This is a genomic window from Caulobacter segnis (assembly GCF_029543125.1).
GTDB classification, from domain to species: Bacteria; Pseudomonadota; Alphaproteobacteria; order Caulobacterales; family Caulobacteraceae; genus Caulobacter; species Caulobacter segnis_D.
Genome location: NZ_JARQWW010000005.1, coordinates 296834 through 322328, shown reverse-complemented (window position 1 = coordinate 322328; position 25495 = coordinate 296834). Strand labels below are relative to the sequence as shown.

Sequence of the window (25495 nt, the reverse complement as noted above, 5' to 3'; positions counted from 1 at the left end):
CCGTCACCCTAGGCCTTGTGCCTAGGGCCCAGAAACGGCTGAGCATTCCGGTGAAGTGCGGTGTCGGTCGCCGCACCAATCCTGCCGCCACGGAGTCTCTGGGTCCTAGGCACAAGGCCTAGGAAGACGGATGTGGGGCGGGGAGATCAACGGACTTATCCACCCCCATTCCACCTCCCGTAAGCTCCTGACCGTCCCCATCACGGGAAGGGCGCGCGGCCAGCGCTGTGTCGTGGAGGGGATGCGGTCGAGCGGGAAGCGCGACCGTCGGTGGTGAGAAGGAGGGGCTTCCGCCTTTCCGGACACTGCTCTTGCCCCAAAGCGGCAAGACATCGGCGGCGCGCAACAGGCGTGAGGGGGTTACTCACGCGGTCCGGGGCTGGGAACGCTGATCCCACCCGCCCGTCGGAGGCTTCGTCGGCTAAGCGCTAAGAGCGCTGCCTACCGACAGCTCCCGGATAACGGCTCGCGCGGAGCGGAACGACCTGCGTCGAACCCGGCACTCCAAAACTCCACCGCCTGACAAAGGTCAGGCCGCTCCGCCGCCCTTCCAACCTTGCGGGTTCTGATCCGTGGGGGTGCTTCTGGATGTTCTCAATTCCGCTCATCCCCGCGAAGGCGGGGACCCAAGCTGAATCTCACTATGGGCTCCCGCCTTCGCGGGAGTGAGCGGCTTGTTGGAGCCCAGCCGCACATCGACGGAAGCTAGGCGGCCGGGGTCAGGATGCGGGCGCGGACCGTCGGCCACGCGAGGTTCAGCGCCAGTCCTCCCAGCACCAGCGCGGCCGCGCCCAGCTTCCACGGTTGAAGCGGCTCGTGCAGGAAGAAGGCCGAGGCGCCCATGCCGAACACCGGCACCAGCAGGGCCAGGGGGCTGATGGTCGCCGCCGGGTGGCGGGCCAGCAGCCAGCCCCAGACGGAATAGCCGAACAGGCTGTTGCCCACGGACTGCCACAGCACCGCCGCCCAGGTGACCGCGTCGGCGTTGCGCACGCCGGCGACCATGGCGGGCCATCCCTCGGTGATCAGCGACATGGCGAACAACGGCGGGATGGCGAACATGCTCGACCAGACCACATAGGCCAGCATGTTCACCTGACCGGCGCTGCGGGCCACGATGTTGCCGCCGGCCCAGCTTGCGGCGGAGCCCAGGATCAGCAGCACGCCCAGGGGCGTCGTGCCGTCACCGCCCACATGCATCATGATGATGCCGACGCCGGCGGCGGCCAGGGCCAGGGCCACCCACTGATAGGTCTTCACCCGCTCGCCCGTCAGGGCCATGGCCATGCCGATGGTGAAGACCACCTGGGTCTGGACGATCAGCGAGGCGAGGCCAGGGGTGATATGGCCGCGCATGGCGATGAACAGCAGCCCAAACTGTCCCGCGCCGATCAGCACGCCGTAGCTGGCCAGCTTCGACCAGGGCACCGGCGGCTTCTTGATGAAGAACACCGCCGGCAGCAGCACCAGGCTGAAGCGCAGGGTGGCGAACAGCAGCGGCGGCAGATGATCCAGCCCCACCCGGATGACCACGAAGTTGGTGCCCCAGATGAACACCGTGGCCAGCGCCAGCAGGAAATGGGTCAGGGGCAGGGCGCCGGTCTTCATGGGAATCGCCTGGGGAGAGAGGGATTGCCTCCAACTTAGGGGCGGTCCTGAAGCTTCGCCACGCCGGATCAGGCTGTTCAGGGCGCAATGACCCGGCTATTCAGCCCGCCAATTCATCTTTTCTCGCGAGCCGACATGTCCGACACGCTGCCCGACCGCCTTTCGGTCAATCCGAACAACCCGCACTACAACGCCGAAATCCTGGAACGGAATGTCGGCATCCGTTTCAACGGCGTCGAGAAGACGAACGTGGACGAGTATTGCGTAAGCGAGGGTTGGGTCCGCGTCAGCGTGGGCAAGGCCGTGAACCGCAAGGGTGAAGCCATGACCGTCAAGCTGAACGGCGTGGTCGAGCCGTACTTCCGCGAAGACTAGGCGAGGCCGTCGGTTCTGAGGCGCTTGCGGCGCAGGCCGCCGTTCTCGTCCTGCATGTGCAGATCGACGGGCACGCCCAGACCGGTGGCGAACGAAGTCAGGCGCAGGGCCGCGCGCGTCGCAGCCTTGCGGCTGTCATAGCTGTCCAGGTTCAAGCCCTGGCCGATAAGGCGCCAGCGCCCAGCCACCCGGACAACGCCATAGTGGATCTCGGTCATCGCGATCTCCTTTCTGGTGTCGGCAGACTCGCGCCCGAATGGGGCGATCATGAGTCCGCGTCGTGGCTCTTGGAGATCACTCTAGCCCCATTCTTGCGACGTGCGCGCGAAAGTTGCGTGGCTCAGCTTCGGCTTTTCTCCGCCGCGATCCACGCCTCGACCTCCGACCGCAGGACCTTCAGCGGCACGACTCCGTTGCGCAGCACGGCGTCGTGGAAGGCCTTCAGGTCGAACTTCGGCCCCAGCGCCTCCTCGGCTTGCCTGCGCAGGGCGAAGATCTCCAGACCGCCGCTGTCATAGGCGGTCAGTTGGCCGGGCAGGACGGCGATGCGGTCCACCAGATCATCGGCTTCCTCACCCATGAAACGCCCGCTTTCCTGGGCGTAGGCGGCGGCCTGCTCGCGGGTCCAGCCGAACATGTGGATGCCTGGATCCAGCACCATGCCCCGCGCCGGCCACATGCGGCGGCTGATCTTGGGGAAGTCGCTGGTGTAGATGCCGACCTCTTCCGACAGGGCTTCGGAATAGCGGGCCCAGCCTTCCACATAGGCGGAGTTGAAGGCGACCTTGAACAGGTCGTGGCGTTTCACCCCAAGGGCCATGGCGATCTGCAGGTGATGGCCGGGCCAGCCTTCATGCACGGCGGTGATCTCGGCCCCACCCTTGGTCTCGCTGGCCCACTTTTCGGAGGCGATGCGGTAGGTCCCTGGCTTCTTCGGATCGGCCGACATCTCGTAGTGGGAGCTGACCCCAGAGCCGCGCATGAACGGTTCGAACGGCTTCACCACCATGTCCTGCTCGGGCAGCTTGGTGACCAGGGCGGCGGACGCGACGCGGGAGCTGTCGACGATCTGGCGAGTGTAGGCGATCAGCTCTTCTTCCGAGGCGACCTTGTTGGCGGGGGCTTCGGTGTTGCGCTGGGCGATCAGCTTCAGGTCCTGGGTGCCATACAGCTTCTGGCCCAGACCTTTGACCACCTCGGCGTTGGCGGCCACGGTCGCTGCGCCCAGATCGAAGACCTGCTTCGGCGTGCGGTCCAGCGTCGTGTAACCGCGCAGCTGCGCCTGATAGCAGGCGGCGCCGTTCGGTAAGGCGCTCAGGCCCAGGGTGTCGCGCGCCTTTGGCATGTACTCTGCCTGCAGAAAGTCGCGGTACTGCTTCAGGGCCGGGTTGATCTCGTCCGTGATGACCTTGGCCAATGCCGCGCCGAAGGCCGCGTCCTTGTCGCGCGAGGCCGGGGAATAGAAGGGCGACTTCAGCGGGTCGGCGACGATCATGCCGTCAATCTGCTTGATGACACGCACGACCACGGGTTTCGGCGCGGCGTAGCCCTCGCTCAGGCCCTTTCGCAGGTTCGCCGTCTCGGTCGCCACGAACTTCGGTATCGAGCCCGCGCGTTGCAGCGCCTGACCGCGCAGGTCGGCGTCGCCCACCGGCTGCTCTGAGGTGGTGCGCACCAGATAGCTCTGCCAGCCGAACATGTGGTTCAGGTTCCATAGGTGCGACTTGCACACCCGCGTGCCGCGGTCGGATTCCAGACTGTCGATCAGCACCGCCAGGGTGATGGCCTGCTGGTGGTCCAGCGCCTTGGCGTCGATGGCGCGGGCGTCGGCCTCGATGGCGTCCAGCTTGGCCTCGAAGGCGCGGATGCCGGCTTCGCTGTTGTCGTAGAAGCGCGCGTGGGTCGGAGCCTTCAACCCGGTCGAATAGGCGGCGGACGGGTTATAGTTCAGGCTTTCGGCGACGAAGCGGTCGGCGACCGCATCCACCTTCTGGGCCGGGGTCTGCGCGGCGGCGGACGATGCGAAGGCGAGAACCGCGAAGGCGGCGGACAGGCGCAGGCTCATGAACTACTCCCCAGTTTCACCCGGGGAGTAGGGCGGTTTCAGCCTCGTCTCGCAAGAGGCGTCCTCACATCCAGGAGCCGAGATAGTCGCGCTTGCCCACCGGCACGCCCTTGTGGCGCAGGATGTCGTAGGCGGTGGTCAGGTGGAAATAGAAGTTCGGCAGGACGAAGCCGGTCAGATAGGCGCTGCCGGTTGTGCTGAATTCGGCATGGGGGAATTTCAGTTGGATGGTCCGGCTCTCGCTTCCGTCAATCTTCGAGGCCGGAACGCTCTCGATATAGGCGATCGTCTTGGCGATCCGGTCGTGCAGGTCAGCGAAGGTCTGCTCCTGGTCGGGCATGCTTGGGCTGTCGACGCCGCTTAGGCGGGCGATGGCGAACTTGGCGGTGTCGCTGACGCGCTGCACCTGGCCGGTCAGCGAGGCCATGTCCTCGAACAGCCGGGCGGCGGTCAGTTCGGCAGGATCGACGCCGTTGGCCTCTGCCCAGGCCTCACCCTTGACCAGCAGTTCGGACAAGATTCGCAGGCCGCGCACCAAGGCGGGCGTGGTCATTTGGCTCATGGTCAGCGACATCGGCGTCTCCTCATTCAAGCTCAAGCTGAGCTGTTCCGACAGGTGGTGACGTCGCCGCCGAATGGAAGGGAGCAATCCCTGTTCAAGACTCGAATGCGGCCCTATCTGTGCCGCGCCTGGACACCGGTTTCCGAAGAGGAAGGCCATGCAGAAGATCGCCATTGTCGGCCCCGGCGCCGTGGGTGGAACCGTCGCCGCCTGGCTGGCCCAGAACCCGGACTTCGACGTCACAGTCTGCGCCCGCACCGCCTTTGATGAGCTGAAGGTCGAAACCCCCGACGGCGACATCGCCGCGAGCCCGACGGTGCTGACCGATCCTGCCGCCGCAACGGCGGTGGACTGGGTTCTGGTCTGCACCAAGGCCTATGACACGGCGGGTGCGCTGACCTGGCTGAAGGGGCTGGTTGGGCCAAAGACGCGGATCGCCGTCCTGCAGAACGGCGTCGAGCATGTGGAGCGGTTCGCACCGCATCTGCCGGGCGCGGTGATCGTTCCGGCTGTGGTCGACATCCCGGCCGAACGGGCCGCACCCGGACGCATCCGCCAGCGCCGGATGGGCACGATCCTGGTTCCGTCCGGCGATGCCGGGGAGGCTTTCGTCGGGCTCTTCGCCCATACGCCGATCGCGGTTTCGACCACCGACGATTTCAAGACGGCGGCCTGGCGGAAGCTTGCGCTGAACTGCGCCGGCGCGGTGAATGCTCTGACGCTCAAGCCATCCGGCGTGGCGCATCGCGAACCGATCGCCGAGATCATGAAGGCCTTGGTCGCCGAGTGCGTGTCGGTGGGGCGTGCGGAGGGCGCTGACCTGCCCGACGATCTGGGGCAGTCCGTGGTGGACGGTTATCGCTCCGGGCCGGCCGATGGCGTGAACTCCCTGCACGCGGATCGCGCCGCCGGCCGCCCCATGGAGCTGGACGCCCGCAACGGCGTCATCGTGCGGCGGGGCGCGCAGCATGGCATCGCGACGCCTATGAACGCCATGATCGTCGCGCTGATCGAGGCCGCGGCCGCCCAAGGTGACGGCCGTCCCTGAACATCCTGGCTTGGCGATGCGCGACAGGCGAGGCAGATAGCGGGTCATGAGCTCATCCTCGCCTTCCAAGGTCGCCGTCATCGGCGGCGGCCCCGCCGGCCTCATGGCCGCTGAGGTGCTGAGTTCGGCGGGCGCGTCGGTGACCGTCTACGACCGCATGCCGTCCCTTGGCCGGAAGTTCCTGATGGCGGGGCGGGGAGGGTTGAACCTGACCCATTCGGAGCCCCTGGACCGCTTCCTTCGCCGCTATGGCCCGGCGACCGAGCGGTTGCGTGGCATGATCGAGGCGTTTCCGCCCAAGGCGCTAATCAAGTGGGCCGAAGGGCTGGGCCAGCAGACCTTCGTCGGATCGAGCGGCCGCGTGTTCCCCAAGGCCATGAAGGCCTCGCCGCTGTTGCGCGAGTGGCTGAAGCAGCTGGAGGCGCAGGGCGTGGCCTTTCGTCCGCGCCGCACTTGGACGGGATGGACGGACGCCGGTGAGTTGAAGTTCGCGGGCCCTGAGGGGGATGAGGTCGTCCGCGCGGATGCGGTGATCATGGCCCTGGGGGGTGGGAGCTGGGCGAAGCTCGGATCTGACGGTCGCTGGACGACGGCTTTCGAGGGCGCCGGGGCGCGGATCACCCCGTTCCGGCCCAGCAATGTCGGCTTCCTTGTTCCATGGAGCGAGGTCTTCAAGGAACGCTTCGCGGGCACGCCTCTGAAGGCCGTCGGCCTGACGTTCGCCGGACGTCAGGTGAAAGGCGAGATCATGCTCTCCGCCTACGGCCTGGAAGGCGGCGGGATCTATGCGCTGTCGTCCGCGCTGCGCGATGCGGTGGAGGGGCAGGGCGAGGCGGTTCTTGAGATCGACCTTCGGCCCGACCTTTCCGCGGGCCAGATTGAAAACAAGCTCGCCCGTGGGCGCAAAGGCGAGTCCGTCGCCAACCTTCTGCGCAAGGCGCTGAACCTCTCACCGGCCGCGATCGGACTTCTGCGCGAGGCCTGCGGCGTGAACCTGCCGGCAACACCGACCGCCTTGGCCGCGCTGGTCAAGGCGGCGCCGGTCAAGCTCACCGGCTGCGCGCCGATGGATCGCGCGATCTCCACGGCCGGCGGCGTCAGCCTGGACAGCGTGAACGCCGATCTGATGCTGAAAGCCCGGCCGGGTGTCTTCCTGGCGGGCGAGATGCTGGATTGGGAGGCGCCGACGGGCGGCTACCTGCTGCAGGCGTCCTTTGCGACGGGACGTGCGGCGGCGCTTGGCGTACTGGCCTATCTGAGGAATTGAGGACCCGATGCCCAAGTCTCTGATCCTGGCCATTCTGGGCTGCCTTGTCGGCGGCGGATTGGCGGCCGTGCAGGCGCCGACCAACGCGCTGTTGGCGCGGTCGCTGAACAGCCCGGTCAACGCCGCTTTCATGTCCTTCGCAGGCGGCACTCTGGTGCTGCTGGTCGCGGTCATGGCCCTACGGATCAGACCCGACTACGCGGCGACCGCGGCGGCGCCCTGGTACGCGTGGTTGGGCGGTCTTTATGGCGCGGTGTTCGTCGTCGCCGCCGCATACGCTATTCCCCGGATCGGTGTGGCCTCGGCCATGACCATCTTCGTCGCCGGGCAGATGCTGATCAGCCTGTGCATCGACCACTTCGGCGGTTTCGGCGTAGCCGCCCGTCCCGTGAACCTGACCCGGATCGCGGGTCTTGCGCTGGTCATCGGTGGTGTTGTGCTTGTTCGGCGCGGCTGACAGCACCTTTCTGGGCTTAACCCTAATAGTCACCACTCCTACGGGAATCAGCTAGGTTCCGACCTGCGCAACCGGTGTCGCCGGTTCGCGTCGGGCGGGGTCAGGGGCTTGTCCGGCTGTCGATGATGATCGGGCGCTCAGGCGTCGTCGCCATGTGGAGGGCGGCGGGGTTTGCTAGGGGCCAGGGGCTGACGGCCCTCGGACTCTCGATCGCGCCGGGCTGTGGATCAGGTCCCTTCGCCTCATGACCATTTCGTCGGTCTCGAACACGCCGATCAACAAGCTCACGCCGGGCCAGATCGCCACGCTGGGCCCAGGCTTCTTTGAAGAGCTGCCGCCGTCGGAATTCAAGCTGCTGACGCCGTCTCAGATCGCGGCGATCAACAGCAGCGCGATCGAGGCCGTCAGCGCGGAGCAGTTCGCCACTCTGTCTCCGCAGCAGGTGAAGGCGCTGACGCGCATCCAGATTCCGCGTCTTTCCGCAGGCATCACCTTCAGCCCGGGACAACTGGCGGTTCTGAATCAGAGCCAGATCCGCGCAATGACGGAAAGCCAGATCGCGGCCGTCGACGTCGGCGCGATCGCGGAGCTCAAGGGCGCGCAGATCAGCGCGTTTACGGAAACGGGCTTCTCGGCTCTGACGCGCGAACAGATCGCCGCGCTGTCGGCGACGCAGCTTCGATCCATCGCGGCCTCCCAGATGAAGGGCCTGTCGGAGGACGACATCGGCGAGTTTTCCGCTGAGCAGGTCGCTCAATTGGGCGCCACTCAGCTTAGAGGGCTGACCGGCACGGGTCTTTCGGCAATGAGCGCCGAGCAGATCTCCAGCCTGAATGAAACCCAGCTGAAGACCCTGACCGTCACGCAGCTCAATGCGCTCGGCGTCGACGACATCGCCGAATTCAGCCCCGCGCAGATTCAGCAACTGTCAGCCGCGCAGATCAGGGCGTTGAAGCCTGAGCTGTTCAGCTCTTTCAGTGTGGGTCAGTTGACCGCGCTGAACATGACCCAGATGAAAGGACTGACGGTCGCTCAGATGGGGGTGATCGAGCCGACGATGCTCGCGCACTTCAGCTCGACCCAGATCGGCGCCCTGTCGATGGCGCAGGTTTCAGGGTTGTCGGAGGAGGCCTTCAAGAGCCTTTCCGCCGAGCAGATCTCAAGCCTCAATCCTTCTCAGTTCGGCGCGCTCACCACCACCCAGTTCCGAGGCCTGACCGAGGATCAGATCTCCGGTCTGACCGTGACCCAGATCGGCAGGCTCGGCATTCCTCACATCAAGTCGATGGAGGTGGCCGACTTCGAGAAGTTCAACATCACTCAGCTGCGGGCCCTGACCGCGGCCCAGGTGATGCAAATTTCGGTCACAGCCCTGTCCGACCTGTCCGAAGACGACATCGCATCCCTGACCACGACCCAGGTCCGCGCGCTCAGCGCGGCGCAGATGAAGGGTCTGACCATCGAGGATCTGGGCGAATTCACCGCCGAGCAGATCAACGTCATGACCGGGATTCAGATCAACGCCCTGACTCCGGAGGGGCTGGCGGTTCTGAGCAGCACCACGCCCCTGACGACCACCCAGCTGAAAGCGCTGAGCACCAGCCAGCTGAAGGATATCGACGTCAGCGGCATCGCCGCCTTGACGCCGACGCAGATCGCCGCCCTGGCGCCGTCGCAGATCGCCCAGCTTTCGCCCACCGCGATTTCCGCTCTCAACCAGGCACAGGTGGAGGCGCTGTCCGCGAGCCAGCTCAAGGCGCTCACCACGACCCAGCTTCGCGGTCTGGACGCGGTGGACGTCGGCGAATTCACCAGCACCCAGATGGCGACGCTCAGCGGCGCTCAGGTCGGGGTTCTGACGCCTTTGTTCGACAGCGATCAGATCGCCAACCTGGCCCCAAGCCAGATCGCGGGTCTGTCCACCTCGGCCTTGGCTGAGTTGACGGCGGCGCAGGTCGGCGCGCTATCCGCAACCCAAATCCGCGCCATCTCCGTCGCCCAGCTCCGCAGCCTGAGCGAGGACGACTTCGCGGAGTTCGACTCCGATCAGATCGCGGCCTTCACCAGTGTGCAATTGGCGGCGCTTTCAGCCACCAATATCGGATCGTTGACGCCCGAAGAGTTGTCGGGGCTCACCGTCACCCAAATCCGGGGCCTTACGGCGACCCAGATGAAGGGCTTCGATCGCGATGACGTCATCTCCTTCACGACCACCCAGATCGCCGCCATGTCGGCGGCGCAGATCGCGGCGCTCTCCGCCACGGGCATTTCGGATTTCAGCGCTTCACAACTGGCGGCCCTAGGCGTGACGCAGGTCCGCGCCCTGACGGCGACGCAGCTGGCCCTGTTCGACAAGACCGACATTGATGCACTGAGCACGACGCAGTTCAATTCTCTGACGCCAACCCAGCTCGCGGCCCTGAACGTCGACGCCTTCAGCCAGTTGTCCGACGAGCAACTCGCCGCCCTGACGCCCTCTCAGGTCGCGGCGCTATCGACAACGGCCTTCGCCAGCTTGAACGCCACCCAGGTGGCGATGCTGACGACCACACAAGTCGGCGGCCTGACGGCGACGCAGCTCAAGAGCTTGAGCGCTGAGGATTTCGGCGAGTTCACCGCGACGCAGCTCGCCGCCTTCACGCCCACGCAGATGGCCGCGTTCTCGGCCACCAATATCTCGGGTCTGTCTTCCACCGCGGTCGCGGCGCTTTCGGTCACCCAAGTCAAGGGGCTGACGACCACCCAGTTGGCGGCCATGGGCGAGACCGCAATCGGCGCCTTGACCACGACCCAGATCGCAGCGCTTACCGCCACCCAGCTCAGCGCCCTGTCATCCACCGCCTTCGCCGAGCTGGACGCGACCCAGATCGCAACCCTGACCACCACCCAGATGAAGGGGCTGACGACCACGCAGATCGGCGGCCTCAGCCCCGATGATGTGCGGGAGTTCAACGCCTCCCAGGTGGCCTCGCTGTCGGCGGCCCAGATCGGCGGGCTATCGACGACCGCTGTCTCGAGCCTCGACACCACCCAGATCACCCGGCTGAGCAAGACGCAGTTGGGGGGCTTCACGACGACTCAGGTGGGGGCTCTGACCGCGACGCAGGTCGGCGACATGCTGGGAACTCAGATCGCCAGTCTCGTCAGCAGCCAGATCGGCGCGCTGAATGCGACCGCACTGTCGGCGCTTACTGCGACCCAGGTCGCGAGTCTGTCCAACGGCCAGATCGGCGGGCTGACCACGACCCAGATCGCCAGCCTGTCGATCACCGACTTCGAGGAGTTCACGATCAGCCAGCTCGGCGCGCTCAGCGCGACGCAGTTGGGCGCCGTAGCGGCCACGAACCTGCATGAGATGACGAGCACCGAGTTCGCGGCGCTGTCGGCAACGCAGGTCCAAGGCCTGAACGCTGATCAGGTCCTGGCGCTGGAGGCGGGGCACCTGCGCAGCCGTCTGGGCCAACTGACCGGCACGCAGTTCGGCGCGCTTTCCGCCACGACGGTCGCCGGGCTGTCCATCACCGAGCTGGACAAGCTGACCGCCGCCCAGATCGGCGGGATTTCGGCCGGGGCCTTCTCGGCGCTGAGCTCGACCCAGGTGGCGTCGCTGGACAACACCCAGATCGCCGGACTGAGCACGACCAACATCGGCGGATTGACGGCCACGCACTTCAACGCCCTGACGACGAGCCAGATCGGCGCCTTCTCCGCCGCTCAGATCGGCGCACTTACGACGGAGAACGTCGTGGGCATGGACGCCACGCGGTTCGGCGCTCTGACCCAGAGCCAGATCCAGGGTCTGTCGACCACCCAGCTCGAGGCGCTGGCGGTCGCCGACATGGCGGAGTTCACGACCACCCAGATCTCCACCCTGAGCGGAAGTCAGCTCGCATCCTTCTCGGCGGAGGAGATTTCGGCGCTGTCGGCGAGCCAGGTGGCGGCGCTTTCCGGGGGGCAGATCGCCGGATTGTCGGCGGCGCAGATCCGCGGCTTCACGGTGGAGGATGTGGGCGAACTCAGCGTCACCCAGATCGGCGCGTTCTCGGCCAGCCAGATCGCAGCCTTCTCCAACAACGCTATCGCGGCGTTCAGCACCGAACAGATCGGCAAGCTCAGCAGCGACCAGATGGGGGGCCTTTCCGGCGTGCAGCTCGCGGCGTTCGACATCACGGATATCGGAGGCTTCTCGCCCAGCCAGATCAAGGCTCTGACCCCGACCCAGATCGGTCAGCTTTCGCCCACCGTCGTCGGCCAGCTCAACACCACCCAAATCGGCTATCTGATGCCGGCCCAGATTCCCGGCTTGTCCAAGGAACAGCTCCAGCAGATGAGCACGCATCAGCTGGGCTCCATGACCAACGCTCAGATCAACAAGTTCACGGCCTACCAGTTGAACGAGTGCATGAGCCCCGCGCAGTTGGAGGCGATCGGGATCAATCCGTTCTACGGTTGATATCACCCGGGCGATATTGACGTCCATATTTCGTCCGGGTAAAAGGCGCGCATGAAAGATGCGACCAACTCCCCCACGCCTGAAGTCTGTACGGCTTTCGCCGGTCATCATCGCATCGCCTCGGGCCACCGGGCCGAGGTGGCGGTGGCTGTCTGGAAGGCGCTGAAGGCGGACCCCAACCAAACTGTCCTGACGTTCGACCGCAAGGGGAGGTTGATCGATCTCGACCTCCGTGGGGACGAGGGCGAGGTTCGTGGGCGTTATGCCGAACCTGAGCCTCAGCGGGGCAGGGGGCGTCCGAAGTTGGGCGTGGTGGCGCGGGAGGTGACCCTCCTGCCGCGCCATTGGGAATGGCTGGCCGAGCAGCCGGGCGGAGCCTCCGTCGCGCTGCGCCGTCTGGTCGAGGCCGCGCGCGCCGCAGATGGGGGGCAAGATCGCCGCGCGGCCCATGAGGCGGCCTATCGCGTCATGTCCGCCCTGGGTGGCGATCTTCCTGGATTCGAGGAGGGCAGCCGGGCTCTGTTCGCTGATGACATGGGCAAGCTGGGCGCGGAACTCGCCCTTTGGCCCGCCGATCTGCGCGAACATGTCTTGGGCCTGGCGAGTGGAGCGCAGGCGTGACCGCCGACCGCAAGGCGCTGCTTCAGGCCTACAAGGAACAGCGCAAGCGGGTCGGGGTGTTCGCGGTGCGGTGCCAGGCGGATGGCGGCGTCTGGGTTGGGACGTCGCGCAATCTGGACGCCCAACAAAACGGTCTGTGGTTCACCCTGCGTCTGGGATCGCATCCCGACCGAGGCTTGCAGGCATGCTGGAAGGCTAATGGGGAGGCGGCATTCAGCTACGAGGTGCTGGAGACGATCGACGACGAGGGCCTGTCCGCTTACGAATTGGGGAATGCGTTGAAGGAAAGGGTTGCGGTCTGGCGGCGTGAATTATCGGCGCTTTCATTGGCCTGAGATGGAAAGCTTGGCGTATAGGCCGCAAAAGCCCGCCCTCTGGACAATTTTCCCCTGCACACATACTTTTCGCGCCATCGATATCTGTCGCGCCGTTTCTATCTTCCGCTCTCGTTACCGCGCGCGGATCGTCCAGAAGCCGACCTTTCAGACTTCGACCGCTGCTGAGGCTCTTCTCACGGCGCTAATTTATCTAAACGGAGAGCTGAAATGGCTACCGGCACTGTTAAGTGGTTCAACACGACCAAAGGCTACGGCTTCATCCAACCGGATGATGGCGGTAAGGACGTGTTCGTCCACATCAGCGCGGTGGAGCGCGCTGGTCTGCGTTCTCTGAACGACGGCCAGAAGGTCACTTATGAGCTGGAACGCGATCGTCGCAGCGGCAAGGAAGCCGCTGTGAACCTGCAGGCTTCTTAATAGGCCTTCAGGAGTGGGCGTGTTAATCGCGCCCGCGCTCGAAACAGCCGAGCGCGCCGAAGCGTTAAGCTTCGGCGCGCTTTCGTCATTACTAACCAAACCCCCGGAGCCACATGGCCAAGGAAGAATTCATCGAGTTTGAAGGCGTCATCACGGAGCTGCTGCCGGAAGGCCGTTTCCGTGTTCAACTCGACAACGACCACGTGATCCTCGCCTACACGGCGGGCCGCATGAAGCGGAACAAGATCCGCTCGCTGGTCGGCGACCGCGTGACGGTCGAGATGACCCCGTACGATCTCGACAAGGGACGCATCACCTTCCGTCACAAGACCGAAGGTCCGCGCCTGGGCGGCGGCCCGGCCCGTCCGCCGGCACGTCGTCGCTAAGACGGTCTTCCGGGAGGAGGCGGTCGCCGCCTCCCTCCTGCGCTAGATCGAGAAGCTGACGCCGCAGCCGCAGCTGGACTTGGCGTTCGGGTTGCGGATGCGGAACTCCGCCCCGGCCAGCTCATCGACGAAATCGATCTCCGAGCCCTTCAGCAGGGCCAGCGACACGACGTCCACCAGGGCGGCGGCGCCGTCGCGTTCGATCTTCAGATCATCCTCGCCGGCCTCACGCACCAGATCGAACTGATACTGGAAGCCGGAGCAGCCTCCGCCTTCAACGGCCACGCGCAGCATGACCGGCGCGCCTTCCTGTTCGGAGATGGCGCGGATGCGGCGGGCGGCGGGTTCGGAGAGGGTGACGGGAATGTCTGTCATGGCTGTGGAAAACTAACGCTTTCCCTATATGAGCAAGTCGCCGCCCTTTCGAAAGGGGCGACAGGCAATCATCGAGGCAGAACATGTCGTACCGGGCTCCCTACGCCGAAGACGCCGCCAAGTCGCGCGGCCGCCGGTTTCCCGAGGCCGACAGCCGCACGCGCACGCCCTTCGCGCGTGACCGCGACCGGATCATCCACACCACGGCCTTTCGCCGCCTGAAGGAAAAAACGCAGGTCTTCGTCGCCCATGAAGGCGATCACTTCCGCACCCGCCTGACCCATTCGCTGGAAGTGGCGCAGATCGCCCGCAGCCTCGCCGCGGGCCTGGGGCTGGACCACGACCTGGCCGAGACCATCGCCCTAGCCCACGACCTCGGCCATCCGCCCTTCGGCCATGCCGGCGAGGATGAACTGGAGAAGCAGGCGGCCCAGTGGGGCGGCTTCGACCACAATGTCCAGACCTTCCGCGTGGTCACGGAACTGGAGCGCCGCTATCCGGACTTCGACGGCCTGAACCTGACCTGGGAGACCCTGGAAGGGGTCATCAAGCACAACGGTCCCGTCACCTCGAAGCTGGCCAAGCCGTCCTGGAAGGCGGTCGTCGACTTCAACGCCGGTTATGACCTTGAGCTGGGCGGTTGGGCCGGCGCGGAGGCGCAGGTGGCGGCTCTGTCCGACGACATCGCCTACAACAACCATGACGTGGACGATGGCCTGCAAGCCGGGCTGTTCACCTTGGACGAGCTGATGGACGTGCCGCTGATCGGCCCGATCCTGGCGGCTGTCCGCTCGGAACGCCCGGACCTGAACCAGGACCTGACGCGCATGGAGGCCGTGCGCCGCATGATCGGCGCCATGATCGACGACGTCATGGGCGAGACCCTTCAACGCGCGGCCGCCAGCCGGGTGGGCAGCGCCGACGACGTGCGGGCCTTGGACCACGCCCTTGTGTCATTCTCCTCCGACATGGCCGAGGACCTCGCCCGCCTGCGGGAGTTCCTCTACACGCGCATGTACCGCCACTGGCGCGTGAACCGCACCCGCAGCCAGGCGCGCCGCATTCTGGCCGAGATGTTCAGCTTGTTCATGGCCGAGCCCGACGTCCTGCCGACCGAGTGGTTCATCCGGTCGCAGAATGGCGACGAGGCCGGTCGGGCCCGGGTGGTGTGCGACTACATCGCCGGCATGACCGACCGTTTCGCCATCGAGGAGCACCGCCGGCTGTTCCATCTGGACGTCTGGAACTGATCGACCGCAGTTCAGGCGCCGACGGGCCTTCGATAGACTGCTGCGACGCGCGTGTGATTCGCCTTGCGCTCCGCGCTGGTTTCCTGGAGTTCCTGGTTCGATGTCTGATCCCGAGCGCGGCGCCTATACGCCCCATACCGACGAGCCCCTGGCCTTCGACGCGCGCCGTCCGGTGCGCGGTTCGCGCCCCTTTCCGCTGACCCTGATCATCAGCGGCGTGGTGCTGCTGACCCTGATCGTGGCCATCGCCCTGATCTATCGCGGCGGCGTTCGCGCGCCGAACGAAGCGCCGCAGCCCGTGGGCGAGCCCGCCGGCGAGATGAAGGGCCCCGCGCCGCTGGACGCCCAGCCGGCCGATCCGGCGGCCGGCCTGCAGATCTACCGCTCCGAAGGTCAGGCTGAGGAGGGGGCGACCCCGAACTTCGCCCCGCCGCCTGAAGAGCCGCAACCCCGTCCCGCGCCGTCGACGGCCCCGGTGCAGTCCGGCGGCCTGCCGCCGGCCCAAACCGCGCCCGCCGCCCAACCAGCCCCGACGCCTCCGCCGGCCAAGGCGCCGCCCGCCGCAACGCCCGCGCCGGCTCCTGCGAAGGTCGTCACCCCGCCCGCCGCCCCGGCTCCCGCCGCTTCCGGCGGCGCGGCTGCGGTCCAGATCGGCGCCTTCTCTTCGGCGGTCCTGGCCGACAAGGGCTGGAACGACGCCGCGCGCATCGCGCCGGGCGCCGCCGCCGGCAAGGGCAAGCGCGTCGAGCAGATCGAGCGCGACGGCAAGACCCTGTTCCGCACCTCGGTCACCGGCTTCGCCTCGCGGTCTGAAGCCCAAGCCTTCTGCGACGCCCTGAAGGGCGCCGGGAAGTCCTGCTTCGTGAAGTGACGGAGGCCCGGTGAGTCTCGCCTGCATTCTGGGCTGCGCCAGCACACGGCTGACGCAGCATGAGAGGGAGCTCTTCAGGGCCGCCCGGCCCTGGGGCTTCATCCTCTTCAAGCGGAATATCGAGACCCCGGACCAGGTGCGGCGGCTCACCGCTGAACTGCGCGAGACCATCGAGCGGCCGGACGCCCCGATTCTGATCGACCAGGAGGGCGGCCGCGTCGCTCGCCTGCAACCCCCGCACTGGCGGCGCTATCCGCCGGCCCGGGCCTATGCCGAGATCGCCCATAACGATCCGCTGGCTGCTCGCGAGCTGGTCCGCCTCGGCGCACGCCTGATGGCGCATGACCTGACCAGCATTGGGATCAATGTCGACTGCGTGCCGGTGCTGGATGTGCCGGCCCCCGATGGTCACGAGATCATCGGCGACCGCGCCTACAGCAACGATCCTGACCAAGTGGCCCGCCTGGGGCGTGCGGCGGCCGAGGGCCTGATCGCCGGCGGCGTCTTGCCGGTCATCAAGCACATCCCCGGCCACGGCCGCGCCAAGTCTGACAGCCATGAAGAGCTGCCGGTGGTGGATGCGAGCCTGGAGGAGCTGGAGGCACGGGACTTCCAGCCGTTCCGCGCCCTGTCGGACATGCCGATGGCGATGACCGCACACGTTGTCTACAACGCCCTCGACTGGCGTCGGCCCGCCACTCAATCCAAGCGCGTCATCACCCAGACCATCCGCCATTCGCTGGGCTTCGAGGGCCTGCTGATGAGCGACGACCTGTCCATGAAGGCGCTGAAGGGCTCGTTCGAGGCTCGCACCCGCGCCGCCCTGGGCGCCGGCTGTGACGTCGTCCTGCACTGCAACGGCGACATGGCCGAGATGAAGGCGGTGGTCTCCGCCTGCCGTCCCATGTTCGGCAAGGCGAAGAAACGGGCCGAGGCGGCGCTGAACCGCCTGGCGCTTCGACCCGAACCCTTCGATCTGGCCGAGGAACGGGCGCGCTTCGACAGCGCGGTCTCCAGGGCGGTGGCCGGATGAACGACCGCAGCTTCCAGCCGACCTTCGATTTCGATGCGGCGGCGGAGGCGGCCGAAGACGGCGTCGCCCTGGTCATCGACATCGACGGATACGAAGGACCGCTGCACGTCCTGCTGGCCCTGGCCCGCAGCCAGAAGGTGGACCTTCTCAAGCTGTCCATCACCAAGCTGGCTGAACAGTATCTGGCCTTCGTCCACCAGGCCCGCCGCCTGCGTTTCTCGCTGGCTGCCGACTATCTCGTCATGGCCTCGTGGCTGACCTATCTGAAGTCCCGCCTGCTGCTGCCCAAACCCGAGCGGCCCAAGGGCGAAGAGCCGCCTGCCGAGGAGATGGCGGCGCAGCTGGCCTTCCGCCTCGCCAAGCTCGACATGATGCGCAAGGCGGTGGATGCCCTGAACAGCCGTCCGTTGCTGAAGCGGGACATCTTCGCGCGCGGCGACCCCGAGGCGATCAAGGTGGTGCCCTCGACCCGGCTGGAAGGCGACCTCTACAGCCTGATGAGCGCCTACATCGCTCAGCGCAAGCGCGAGGAGAGCCGCCGCTACGCCCCACGCCCGCCCACGGCGTACGCGCTTGAAGAAGCCCGTGACCGCCTGCGCTCGCTCCTGCCTGAGATGGAGGGGTGGACCACCCTGGACACCGTCGCCCCGCCGCAGGGTGCGCAAGGCGAGGAAGGACCTAGCCGCGCTTCGTTCCTGGCCTCGACCCTGTCCGCCAGTTTGGAGCTGGTGAAGGAAGGGGCGCTGGAGGCTCGCCAACTGGATCACTTCCAGGACATCTATCTGCGCCGCCGCGAGATGCAGGCGGCTGAACCGACGCTGCTGTGATGGACGAAACTCTCATCGAACGGGCGATCGAGGCCCTGCTGTTCGCGGCGGCCGAGCCGATCGGCGAGGCAGATCTCGCCCGCCGCCTGCCTGAGGGCGCCGACGTGGCCGCCGGCATCAAGGCCCTGCGCCGTCGCTATGAGGGCAGGGGGGTTGAGCTGGTCTGCGTCGCCGACCGCTGGCGGTTCACCACGGCCGCCGATCTCGCCTATCTGATGACCGAGGAGCGGGAAGAGCCGCGCCGCCTGTCCAAGGCCGCCCAGGAAACCCTTGCCATCGTCGCCTACCACCAGCCAGTCACCCGGGCCGAGATCGAGGCCGTACGCGGCGTCCAGGTCAGCCGGGGCACGCTCGACGTTCTGCTGGAGCTGGGGCTGGTGCGTATGCGCGGCCGCCGCCGCACGCCGGGCCGTCCAGTGACCTTCGGCACCACGGACGCCTTCCTGGAGCACTACGGCCTGGCGAATCTGGCCGACCTGCCGGGCATGGCGGAGATGAAGGCCGCCGGCCTGCTGGACCTCAACCTGCCGCCGGGCTTCTCGGTCCCCGATCCCACCGGTCTGCGCGAAGGCGAGATCGAGGATCCCCTGGACGAGGGAGAGACGCCCGAGTTCGCCCAGGACTTCCTGGGCGAGGAAGAGGCGTAGAGCGCACAAGCCGCCGGGCCGAAGGACGCAGGGTTCGCTTACGCCTCGCCAAGGTCTATATTCTGTGCGAAACGCACGGTTCCGTCGGAGCGGCCTGAGGATGGGCCCCGACGTTAGGGAGCATACTCGTCATGGGTTCGATGAGCTGGATTCACTGGGTGATCGTGATCGCGGTCGTGGCGCTGCTGTTCGGCGGCCGCGGCAAGCTGTCCGGCATCATGGGCGACGCGGCCAAGGGCATCCGCGCCTTCAAGGACGGCCTTAAGGAAGAGGACAAGAAGGACGAGTCCAAGCCGCTTCCGCGCACCGAAGCGGAAAAAGAAGAGCTGCGTAGCTAGTTTTGCATCGCGCGGGCTTGCGGCTTCGCGCGATGACGCCACAAATTTTTCCGGAGCGTGACGGACGCCGAAACCGGCTTCCACTTGTCGCTGTCACGCTCTAAGGGCCTCTCATGCTTCCCGAGATCGGCGCCACCGAACTAATGGTCATCGCCGCGGTCGCTCTGATCGTGGTCGGACCCAAGGACCTTCCTGTCCTGCTTCGCAAGCTTGGGCAGTTCGTCGCGCGCCTGCGCGGCATGGCCAACGAATTCCGCGCGTCGTTCGACGAGATGGCCCGCCAGTCGGAACTGGACGAGCTGCGCAAGGAAGTGGCCGCCATGCGCGCCGGCCAGTTCACCGATCCGGTGCAGAGCGCCGCCGACGCCGCAAAGGACGCCAGCGTCGATCAGGTGTTCAACGACATCGACGCCAGCCTGAAGGACAGCGGCATGTCCTTCCCGCCCACCAGCTTCGCCGCTCAGAACGAACCCGCCGCCATCGAAGCGCCGGTCGAAACCCCGGCGAAGCCCAAGCGAAAGGCCGCGCCGAAGAAGGCCTCCGCTCCTAAGCCGGCCGCCGCTAAAGCTCCGGCCAAGAATGCCGCGCCGAAGAAAGCCCCCGCCAAGACGGCCAAGGCTGCGACCAAGGCCAAGTCATGAGCGACTACAACGACGACGAGATCGAGGCTTCGCGCGCGCCGCTGCTCGACCACCTGGTCGAGCTGCGCAATCGCCTGATCATCTGTGTCGCGGCGCTGTTCGTCGGCTTCGGCCTCTGCTTCGCTTTCGCCGACACCCTCTATGTTTTCCTGCTGCGTCCGTTCGAAGTGGCAGCCGGTCTGATGGCCGCCCAGAAGGCCAGCGGCGGCAAGCATGGTCCCTTCGACCTGTTCTTTTCCCTGCTGGGCCTGAAGGAGATTCCGCCTCTGGCCCCGGGCGCGCTGAAGCTGGTCTTCACGGCGCCGCTGGAGTTCTTCTTCACCAAGCTGAAGCTGGCCGCCTTTGGCGCGGTGGCGATCTGCTTCCCGGTCCTGGCCTTCCAGCTCTATCGGTTCGTGGCGCCGGGCCTGTACAAGAAGGAACGCAAGGCTTTCCTGCCGTTCCTACTGGCCTCGCCGGTGCTGTTCATGCTGGGCGCGACGCTGGTTTACTATGTCATGCTGCCCTTTGTTCTGTGGTTCTCCCTGAGCCAGCAGATTGTCGGTTCCGGCAACATCTCGGTCGAACTGCTGCCCAAGGTGTCGGACTATTTCACCCTGGTGACCTCGTTGCTGCTGGCCTTCGGCCTGTGCTTCCAGCTTCCGGTGGTGCTGTCCCTGGCCGGTCTGGCCGGTCTGGTGAACGCCCAGATGCTGCGCACAGGCCGCCGCTACGCCATCGTCGGCGTCTTCGTGGTCGCCGCCATCGTCACGCCGCCCGATCCGATCAGCCAGCTCATGCTCGCGATCCCGATCTGCCTGCTGTACGAAATCTCGATCTGGTGCGTCTGGCTTATCGCCCGCAACCGGCAGGTCGAGGACGAAGCCGGTCAGGACTTGGTCACCACCTAAGAGTCTGCTTCTAGAGCGCTTCTGCGGGTTGGCGCCCTGAGCAACGCGCCTTAAGGAAAGCGGCTCTCCCGCTTGCCCGAGAAGACCGATGCACGACATCAAGGCCATCCGCGAAAACCCCGACCTGTTCGAGACGGTTTGGTCCGCGAAAGGCTTCTCCGGCAAGGCCGCCGAAGCCGTCGCCCTGGACGCCGCCCTGCGCAGCGCCCAGACCGCCGTTCAGGAAGCCCAGGCCAAGCGCAACGAAAGCTCCAAGCTGATCGGCGCCGCCAAGGCCAAGAAGGACGAGGCCGAAGCGGCCCGCCTGATGGCCGAGGTGGAGGCGCTCAAGGGCGTCCTCGCCGAGCAGGGCGTGGTGGAGGCCGAGAAGGCCGCTCAACTGCATGACCTGTTGGCTGGTCTGCCCAATATTCCCTATCCGGACGTGCCCAAGGGCGACGATGAGGAAGGCAATATCGAGCAGCGCCGTTGGGGCGACGCCGCAAGCCTGCCGGCCGGCAAGCTTTCCACCGTGAAGGACCACGTCGACCTGGGCGAAGCGCTTGGCGGCATGGACTTCGAAGCGGCCGCCCGCATGAGCGGCTCGCGGTTCGTGGTGCTGAAGGGGCAGGTCGCCCGCCTGGAGCGCGCCATCGGCCAGTTCATGCTGGACCTGCAGGTCGGCGAGCATGGCTACACCGAGGTCAATCCGCCGGTTCTGGTGAAGGCGCCGGCCCTGTTCGGCACCACCCAGTTGCCGAAGTTCGAGGACGACCTCTTCAAGACCACGGACGACCGCTACCTGATCCCGACGGCTGAGGTCACCCTGACCAACATCGTCCGCGAGCAGATCCTGACGGAGGAGGAGCTGCCGCTCCGCCTGACCGCCCTGACCAACTGCTTCCGCGCAGAGGCGGGGTCCGCCGGCCGCGACACCCGCGGCATGATCCGCCAGCACCAGTTCAGCAAGGTCGAACTGGTCGCCATCACCACGCCCGACGCTTCCGCCGAAGAGCACGAGCGCATGACCACCTGTGCGGAGGCGGTGCTGAAGCGCCTCGAACTGCCGTTCCGCACCATGCTGCTGTGCACTGGCGACATGGGCTTCGGCTCGCGCAAGACCTATGATCTGGAAGTTTGGCTGCCGTCGCAGAACACCTTCCGCGAGATCAGCTCCTGCTCGAACTACGGCGAGTTCACCGCTCGGCGCATGGAGACCCGCTACCGCAAGACCGGCGAGAAGGGGACGCACTTCGTCCACACGCTCAATGGCTCTGGTCTCGCCGTCGGCCGCACCCTGGTCGCCGTGCTCGAGAACTATCAAGACGAAAACGGCCGCATCGCCATCCCATCGGTCCTGCAGCCCTATATGGGCGGCCTGACGCACATCGGGGGCTGAGCGCCGTGCGGATTCTGCTGACCAACGACGACGGCATCCACGCCGAGGGCCTGCAGGCGCTGGAGAAGATCGCCCACGCCCTGACCGACGATGTCTGGGTCTGCGCGCCCGAGACTGAGCAGTCGGGCGTCGGTCGCGCCCTGTCCCTGTCCGCGCCGATGCGGGTGCGCCGGATCGAGCCGCGCAGGTTCGCCGTCGCCGGCACGCCGACCGACTGTGTCATGCTGGCCGTGCAGGATCTGATGGACGGGCGGCCGGACCTGATCCTGTCGGGCGTCAACCGGGGTCACAACATCGCCGAGGACGTGTCCATGAGCGGCACGGTCGCCGGCGCGATCCAGGGCATGGCCCTAGGCATCCCGGCGATCGCCATGAGCCAGTCCCTGCGCGCCTTCCACGACAGCGAGCGGGCCCTGTTCGATACGGCCGCGACGCACGGCCCCGGCATCATCGAGCGGTTGACCGAGCTGGGCTGGCCCAAGGACGTGATCATCAACATCAACTTCCCGAACCTGCCCGCCGACCAGGTGAGTGAAGTGGAGGTCACCCGCCAGGGCTTCCGCGACGTTTCGAACATGCACGCCGAGCGCCGCACCGACCTGCGCGGCCGAGACTATTACTGGATGGGCTTCCACAACGAGACCTCGCGCCCCGCTGACGGCACCGATATCAAGGCTGTGTACGAAGGGCGCATCTCGGTGACGCCGCTGCACATCGATCTGACGCACCACGACACGGTCCACCAGATGAAGGGCCTGCTCGGCGGCGCCATCCCCAAAGTGAAGGCGGGCTGATGGCCAAGGCTCCCAAGACCGACGATACGCCCGAGACGCAGATGGCCCGGCTCATCCTCGCCCTGCGCTCGCAGGGGGTGACCGAGCCCGGCGTGCTGAACGCCATCGAGAAGACTCCGCGCGACCTGTTTACGCCGGACCTGTTCAAGGAGCGGTCCTGGGAGGACTCGGCCCTGCCGATCGCCTGCGGCCAGACGATCAGCCAGCCGTTCATCGTCGGCCTGATGACCCAGGCCCTGACCCTGGAGCCGCGCTCGCGCATTCTGGAGATCGGCACGGGCTCCGGCTACCAGACCGCGATCCTCTCTCGCCTGGCGCGGCTGGTTTATACGGTGGAGCGCTACCGCACCCTGATGAAGGAGGCGGAGGCCCGCTTCTCGACCCTGGGTCTCACCAACGTGATCACCAAATTCGGCGATGGCGGCGAGGGCTGGGCCGAGCAGGCGCCTTTTGACCGCATTTTGGTCACGGCAGCGGCGCCAGATGAACCCAAGACGCTGCTCAGCCAGCTCAAGCCCAACGGCGTGCTCGTCGCGCCGATCGGCAAGGGGCCGGTCCAAACCCTGAAGCGCTACGCCGGCGACGGCCAAGGGGGCTTCAAGGTTGAGGTCCTGTGCGATGTGCGTTTCGTGCCGCTTCTCGACGGCGTGGCGCGCGAGCTCTAGAGCGCTTTCCGCCTGTCCGACAGCCGGGAGACGCCCGCGGAGAATCGCCGTGGATCGTCGGCTATTTTGTCGTGCTTAACGCGGGCTTAACGCTGTGCCCGCACCTGTAGGGACTGTGTGAGTTGAAAGAAGGTTCAGCGATGACGGACAACAAACCCCGCAACACGCTGATCGTCGCAAGCCTGATGGCGCTGTCCGCCGCGCTCGCCAGCGCCGCGTCCGCCCAGACCCCTCGTTTCCCGATCACGCGGGAGGCGCCGCGCGGCGAAGGCCTGCGGATGCCCAAGCCGAATTTCCCGATCCGCAGCTCCTCCGCCGCCGAGACGGTGGCGGCCACGGCGCCGTCCTATTCCCCGCCGCCGTCGGTTTCGGGCGCGCGCATCACCAGCACCGCCATTCCGGACGCCGCGCCTTCGACGGTCCGCGCGCCGACCCCCGTGAGCAGCCGTGAGCTGGCGCCGCTGGAGCCGGCCGGCGTCTCCCAGGCGCCGGACAACGGCTCCTTCGAAATCGCTCTGGCCCAGACCCGCAGCCGGCGCAGCGGGTCGGCGGTTCGTGAGACGGCTTCGTCCGAATACACCGTCAAACGCGGCGACAATCTCGCCTCCATCGCCCGTTCGCTGGGCGTCAGCCAGGATGCCCTCGCCGAAGCCAACGGGCTGCGTTCGCCGTATCGCCTGGACGCTGGTCAGAAACTGAAGGTCCCTGGCGCGAGCGGCGGGCTTCGCGGCTCGGTCAGCTCGGAAGCGGCCGCCAGCTCCTATAAGGTCCAACGTGGCGACACCCTGGCGACCATCGCCAAGGCCCAGGGCGTGTCGATCGAGGACATCGCTACCGCCAACGGCCTGAGCTCGCCCTATCGCCTGACCGCCGGCCAGACCCTGAAGGTCCCAGGCGGCGCGGAGCCGGCGCGCTCGACTTCGACCTCGGCGCCCAGCCGTGCGCCGGAGCGCCGCGCCGAGAGCAGCACGCATACCGTCGCGGCAGGCGACACCCTGTTCGCCCTGGCCCGCAAGTACGACACCACGCCCACCGCTATCGCCGAGGCCAGCGGCATCTCCGCCAACACCGGTCTGCGCGTCGGCCAGAAGCTGACCATCCCGGGGCAGGGCGGCTCGACGCCCGCCCGCGCCGAACCGGCGGTCGAGCGGCCCGCGCCGGTCACCAGCCGCCCGAACCAGGTCCGCCCCGCCCGCGAGGAGCCGGTCGCCGAGGCTCCGACCGCTTCGGACGCTCCCGGCGGCGGACGTGTGATCAGCGTTGATGGCCCGGCCAAGACTTACACGGTCAAGAAGGGCGACAATCTCGACGAAATCGCCGATCGCATGGGCATGAGCCGCCGTGAGCTGGCCAGCCTGAACGGCCTGAAGTCTCCCTACCGCCTGACGGTCGGCCAGCGCCTGAAGGGCGAGGCCACCAAGGCCAAGGCCTATGTGGTTGAAAGCGGCGACACCCTGGCGGTGGTCGCTCAACGCTTTGGCGTCACCACCCGCGCCCTGGCGGCCGAGAACAACCTGCGCTCCACGGCCAAGCTGAAGTCCGGCCAGCGCCTGATCCTGCCGGACGGTTATCGTGATCGCGGCGCGCCCAAGCCGGCCAGCTCGACCCCGGCGCCTGTGCGCGAAACCACTCCGGCGCCGACCACGACGCCGAGCGCCCCCTTGCCGTCCGCTCCGCAGCCCTACAGCGGCACGCCGACCCGTCCGACAACGCCGCCCGCTACGTCTTCGCGCCCGCAGATCGCCGACGCTACGCCGTCGCTGAGCGAGACGGAGATCGTCGCCGCCGGCAAGGGCCGCTTCGTGTGGCCGCTGACCGGCGAGATTCTGTCGGACTTCGGTCCCAAGGCCGGCTCGCAGCGCAATGACGGCCTGAACATCCGCGCCAACGCCGGCGAGGCCGTGCGCTCCGCCGCGGCGGGCGAAGTGGTCTATTCCGGCGATCAGGTTCCCGGCTTCGGCAATCTGGTGCTGGTCAAGCACGCTGACGGCTGGGTCACGGCCTATGCGCACCTTGGCCGCACCGACGTGAAGATGCGCCAGCAGGTGGTGCAGGGCCAGCAACTCGGCCAGGCCGGCTCGACCGGCGGCGTGGCTGAGCCGCAACTGCACTTCGAGGTTCGTTACGCGCCCTCGCCGAAGGAGAAGGCGCGCCCGATCAACCCGTCGCTGGTTCTGCCGCAGTAGTCT

Annotated in this window: 26 protein-coding genes; 21 read left to right on the top strand and 5 right to left on the bottom strand. The window is 66.7% G+C overall.

Annotated features, from left to right (window positions below; translation table 11 throughout):
* Window positions 1-705: 705 nt before the first annotated feature.
* The gene (locus P7B02_RS16435; protein ID WP_277787428.1) at window positions 706-1608 is read right to left on the bottom strand and encodes an EamA family transporter; all 903 of its coding nucleotides are present in this window, start codon (window positions 1606-1608) and stop codon (window positions 706-708) included.
* 135 nt (window positions 1609-1743) lie between these two features.
* On the opposite strand from P7B02_RS16435, the gene P7B02_RS16430 reads away from it, so the two are divergent.
* Entirely contained in the window at window positions 1744-1983 is a 240-nt protein-coding gene (locus tag P7B02_RS16430; RefSeq protein WP_277787427.1) for a DUF3297 family protein, read from the top strand.
* On the opposite strand, the gene P7B02_RS16425 is transcribed toward P7B02_RS16430, so the two are convergent.
* From P7B02_RS16425 to P7B02_RS16415, 3 genes are all read right to left on the bottom strand, one after another.
* Window positions 1980-2201 (bottom strand): hypothetical protein, encoded by a 222-nt coding sequence (locus tag P7B02_RS16425; protein ID WP_277787426.1) that lies wholly within the window; start codon window positions 2199-2201, stop codon window positions 1980-1982. The genes P7B02_RS16430 and P7B02_RS16425 overlap by 4 nt on opposite strands.
* 122 nt (window positions 2202-2323) lie before the next feature.
* Window positions 2324-4048 (bottom strand): DUF885 domain-containing protein, encoded by a 1725-nt coding sequence (locus P7B02_RS16420; RefSeq protein WP_277787425.1) that lies wholly within the window; start codon window positions 4046-4048, stop codon window positions 2324-2326.
* Between the two features lie 64 nt (window positions 4049-4112).
* Window positions 4113-4622 carry a DUF1993 domain-containing protein gene (locus P7B02_RS16415; protein WP_277787424.1) on the bottom strand — a complete coding sequence of 170 codons (510 nt, stop codon included), beginning with the start codon at window positions 4620-4622 and terminating at the stop codon, window positions 4113-4115.
* Window positions 4623-4767: 145 nt separating this feature from the next.
* Between P7B02_RS16415 and P7B02_RS16410 the strand changes: the two genes are divergently transcribed.
* The 8 genes from P7B02_RS16410 to infA all read left to right on the top strand — a co-directional run bounded on the left by P7B02_RS16410 (window position 4768) and on the right by infA (window position 13597).
* A complete protein-coding gene (locus P7B02_RS16410) occupies window positions 4768-5658 on the top strand; it encodes a 2-dehydropantoate 2-reductase (protein WP_277787423.1) in 891 nt (296 codons plus the stop codon).
* 46 nt (window positions 5659-5704) lie between these two features.
* A complete protein-coding gene (locus P7B02_RS16405; RefSeq protein WP_277787422.1) occupies window positions 5705-6925 on the top strand; it encodes a TIGR03862 family flavoprotein in 1221 nt (406 codons plus the stop codon).
* Between the two features lie 7 nt (window positions 6926-6932).
* The gene (locus P7B02_RS16400) at window positions 6933-7382 is read left to right on the top strand and encodes a DMT family transporter (RefSeq protein WP_277787421.1); all 450 of its coding nucleotides are present in this window, start codon (window positions 6933-6935) and stop codon (window positions 7380-7382) included.
* A gap of 244 nt (window positions 7383-7626) precedes the next feature.
* Window positions 7627-11835 (top strand): hypothetical protein, encoded by a 4209-nt coding sequence (locus tag P7B02_RS16395; RefSeq protein WP_277787420.1) that lies wholly within the window; start codon window positions 7627-7629, stop codon window positions 11833-11835.
* Window positions 11836-11886: 51 nt separating this feature from the next.
* Window positions 11887-12456: a DUF2239 family protein gene (locus tag P7B02_RS16390; protein WP_277787419.1), complete on the top strand. Its 570-nt coding sequence runs from the start codon at window positions 11887-11889 to the stop codon at window positions 12454-12456.
* Complete coding sequence (locus tag P7B02_RS16385; protein ID WP_277787418.1) at window positions 12453-12791, top strand: GIY-YIG nuclease family protein; 339 nt, start codon at window positions 12453-12455, stop codon at window positions 12789-12791. Before P7B02_RS16390 ends, P7B02_RS16385 begins: the two co-directional genes overlap by 4 nt.
* Window positions 12792-13001: 210 nt before the next feature.
* A complete protein-coding gene (locus P7B02_RS16380) occupies window positions 13002-13211 on the top strand; it encodes a cold-shock protein (protein WP_269716641.1) in 210 nt (69 codons plus the stop codon).
* 113 nt (window positions 13212-13324) lie between these two features.
* Entirely contained in the window at window positions 13325-13597 is a 273-nt protein-coding gene (gene infA / locus P7B02_RS16375) for a translation initiation factor IF-1 (protein ID WP_431355825.1), read from the top strand.
* A gap of 42 nt (window positions 13598-13639) precedes the next feature.
* On the opposite strand, the gene erpA is transcribed toward infA, so the two are convergent.
* A complete protein-coding gene (gene erpA, locus P7B02_RS16370; protein ID WP_277787417.1) occupies window positions 13640-13972 on the bottom strand; it encodes an iron-sulfur cluster insertion protein ErpA in 333 nt (110 codons plus the stop codon).
* An 83-nt stretch (window positions 13973-14055) separates the two neighbouring features.
* On the opposite strand from erpA, the gene P7B02_RS16365 reads away from it, so the two are divergent.
* From P7B02_RS16365 to P7B02_RS16310, 12 genes are all read left to right on the top strand, one after another.
* The gene (locus P7B02_RS16365; RefSeq protein ID WP_277787416.1) at window positions 14056-15222 is read left to right on the top strand and encodes a deoxyguanosinetriphosphate triphosphohydrolase; all 1167 of its coding nucleotides are present in this window, start codon (window positions 14056-14058) and stop codon (window positions 15220-15222) included.
* 100 nt (window positions 15223-15322) lie between these two features.
* Window positions 15323-16093 (top strand): cell division protein FtsN, encoded by a 771-nt coding sequence (gene ftsN, locus P7B02_RS16360; RefSeq protein WP_277787415.1) that lies wholly within the window; start codon window positions 15323-15325, stop codon window positions 16091-16093.
* Between the two features lie 10 nt (window positions 16094-16103).
* A complete protein-coding gene (nagZ, locus tag P7B02_RS16355; protein ID WP_277787414.1) occupies window positions 16104-17126 on the top strand; it encodes a beta-N-acetylhexosaminidase in 1023 nt (340 codons plus the stop codon).
* Window positions 17123-17953, top strand: a complete 831-nt coding sequence (locus P7B02_RS16350; protein ID WP_277787413.1) for a segregation and condensation protein A — start codon at window positions 17123-17125, stop codon at window positions 17951-17953. Before nagZ ends, P7B02_RS16350 begins: the two co-directional genes overlap by 4 nt.
* Window positions 17953-18600, top strand: coding sequence for an SMC-Scp complex subunit ScpB (scpB, locus tag P7B02_RS16345; protein WP_277787412.1), 648 nt, complete (start codon window positions 17953-17955; stop codon window positions 18598-18600). The genes P7B02_RS16350 and scpB overlap by 1 nt, the downstream gene beginning before the upstream one ends.
* Window positions 18601-18731: 131 nt before the next feature.
* Window positions 18732-18938, top strand: coding sequence for a twin-arginine translocase TatA/TatE family subunit (locus tag P7B02_RS16340; protein WP_277787411.1), 207 nt, complete (start codon window positions 18732-18734; stop codon window positions 18936-18938).
* A 113-nt stretch (window positions 18939-19051) separates the two neighbouring features.
* Complete coding sequence (gene tatB / locus P7B02_RS16335; protein ID WP_347276661.1) at window positions 19052-19579, top strand: Sec-independent protein translocase protein TatB; 528 nt, start codon at window positions 19052-19054, stop codon at window positions 19577-19579.
* Window positions 19576-20469, top strand: coding sequence for a twin-arginine translocase subunit TatC (gene tatC / locus P7B02_RS16330; RefSeq protein ID WP_277787410.1), 894 nt, complete (start codon window positions 19576-19578; stop codon window positions 20467-20469). The genes tatB and tatC overlap by 4 nt, the downstream gene beginning before the upstream one ends.
* Before the next feature lie 88 nt (window positions 20470-20557).
* Complete coding sequence (serS, locus tag P7B02_RS16325; RefSeq protein ID WP_277787409.1) at window positions 20558-21847, top strand: serine--tRNA ligase; 1290 nt, start codon at window positions 20558-20560, stop codon at window positions 21845-21847.
* A 5-nt stretch (window positions 21848-21852) separates the two neighbouring features.
* Window positions 21853-22641 carry a 5'/3'-nucleotidase SurE gene (surE, locus tag P7B02_RS16320; protein ID WP_277787408.1) on the top strand — a complete coding sequence of 263 codons (789 nt, stop codon included), beginning with the start codon at window positions 21853-21855 and terminating at the stop codon, window positions 22639-22641.
* On the top strand, window positions 22641-23306 hold the full coding sequence (locus tag P7B02_RS16315) for a protein-L-isoaspartate(D-aspartate) O-methyltransferase (protein WP_277787407.1): 666 nt from the start codon (window positions 22641-22643) through the stop codon (window positions 23304-23306). Before surE ends, P7B02_RS16315 begins: the two co-directional genes overlap by 1 nt.
* A gap of 140 nt (window positions 23307-23446) precedes the next feature.
* Entirely contained in the window at window positions 23447-25492 is a 2046-nt protein-coding gene (locus P7B02_RS16310) for a LysM peptidoglycan-binding domain-containing protein (RefSeq protein WP_277787406.1), read from the top strand.
* Window positions 25493-25495: the final 3 nt, after the last annotated feature.

Coding starts and splice junctions, on each gene's coding strand:
- P7B02_RS16365 (WP_277787416.1), top strand. CDS start 14,056: ATGTCGTACCGGGCTCCCTACGCCGAAGACGCCGCCAAGTCGCGCGGC.
- P7B02_RS16310 (WP_277787406.1), top strand. CDS start 23,447: ATGACGGACAACAAACCCCGCAACACGCTGATCGTCGCAAGCCTGATG.
- ftsN (WP_277787415.1), top strand. CDS start 15,323: ATGTCTGATCCCGAGCGCGGCGCCTATACGCCCCATACCGACGAGCCC.
- P7B02_RS16425 (WP_277787426.1), bottom strand. CDS start 2,201: ATGACCGAGATCCACTATGGCGTTGTCCGGGTGGCTGGGCGCTGGCGC.
- scpB (WP_277787412.1), top strand. CDS start 17,953: ATGGACGAAACTCTCATCGAACGGGCGATCGAGGCCCTGCTGTTCGCG.
- P7B02_RS16405 (WP_277787422.1), top strand. CDS start 5,705: ATGAGCTCATCCTCGCCTTCCAAGGTCGCCGTCATCGGCGGCGGCCCC.
- P7B02_RS16400 (WP_277787421.1), top strand. CDS start 6,933: ATGCCCAAGTCTCTGATCCTGGCCATTCTGGGCTGCCTTGTCGGCGGC.
- P7B02_RS16410 (WP_277787423.1), top strand. CDS start 4,768: ATGCAGAAGATCGCCATTGTCGGCCCCGGCGCCGTGGGTGGAACCGTC.
- P7B02_RS16350 (WP_277787413.1), top strand. CDS start 17,123: ATGAACGACCGCAGCTTCCAGCCGACCTTCGATTTCGATGCGGCGGCG.
- P7B02_RS16415 (WP_277787424.1), bottom strand. CDS start 4,622: ATGTCGCTGACCATGAGCCAAATGACCACGCCCGCCTTGGTGCGCGGC.
- P7B02_RS16315 (WP_277787407.1), top strand. CDS start 22,641: ATGGCCAAGGCTCCCAAGACCGACGATACGCCCGAGACGCAGATGGCC.
- P7B02_RS16380 (WP_269716641.1), top strand. CDS start 13,002: ATGGCTACCGGCACTGTTAAGTGGTTCAACACGACCAAAGGCTACGGC.
- tatB (WP_347276661.1), top strand. CDS start 19,052: ATGCTTCCCGAGATCGGCGCCACCGAACTAATGGTCATCGCCGCGGTC.
- P7B02_RS16420 (WP_277787425.1), bottom strand. CDS start 4,048: ATGAGCCTGCGCCTGTCCGCCGCCTTCGCGGTTCTCGCCTTCGCATCG.
- tatC (WP_277787410.1), top strand. CDS start 19,576: ATGAGCGACTACAACGACGACGAGATCGAGGCTTCGCGCGCGCCGCTG.
- P7B02_RS16340 (WP_277787411.1), top strand. CDS start 18,732: ATGGGTTCGATGAGCTGGATTCACTGGGTGATCGTGATCGCGGTCGTG.
- serS (WP_277787409.1), top strand. CDS start 20,558: ATGCACGACATCAAGGCCATCCGCGAAAACCCCGACCTGTTCGAGACG.
- P7B02_RS16435 (WP_277787428.1), bottom strand. CDS start 1,608: ATGAAGACCGGCGCCCTGCCCCTGACCCATTTCCTGCTGGCGCTGGCC.
- erpA (WP_277787417.1), bottom strand. CDS start 13,972: ATGACAGACATTCCCGTCACCCTCTCCGAACCCGCCGCCCGCCGCATC.
- P7B02_RS16430 (WP_277787427.1), top strand. CDS start 1,744: ATGTCCGACACGCTGCCCGACCGCCTTTCGGTCAATCCGAACAACCCG.
- infA (WP_431355825.1), top strand. CDS start 13,325: ATGGCCAAGGAAGAATTCATCGAGTTTGAAGGCGTCATCACGGAGCTG.
- P7B02_RS16395 (WP_277787420.1), top strand. CDS start 7,627: ATGACCATTTCGTCGGTCTCGAACACGCCGATCAACAAGCTCACGCCG.
- P7B02_RS16390 (WP_277787419.1), top strand. CDS start 11,887: ATGAAAGATGCGACCAACTCCCCCACGCCTGAAGTCTGTACGGCTTTC.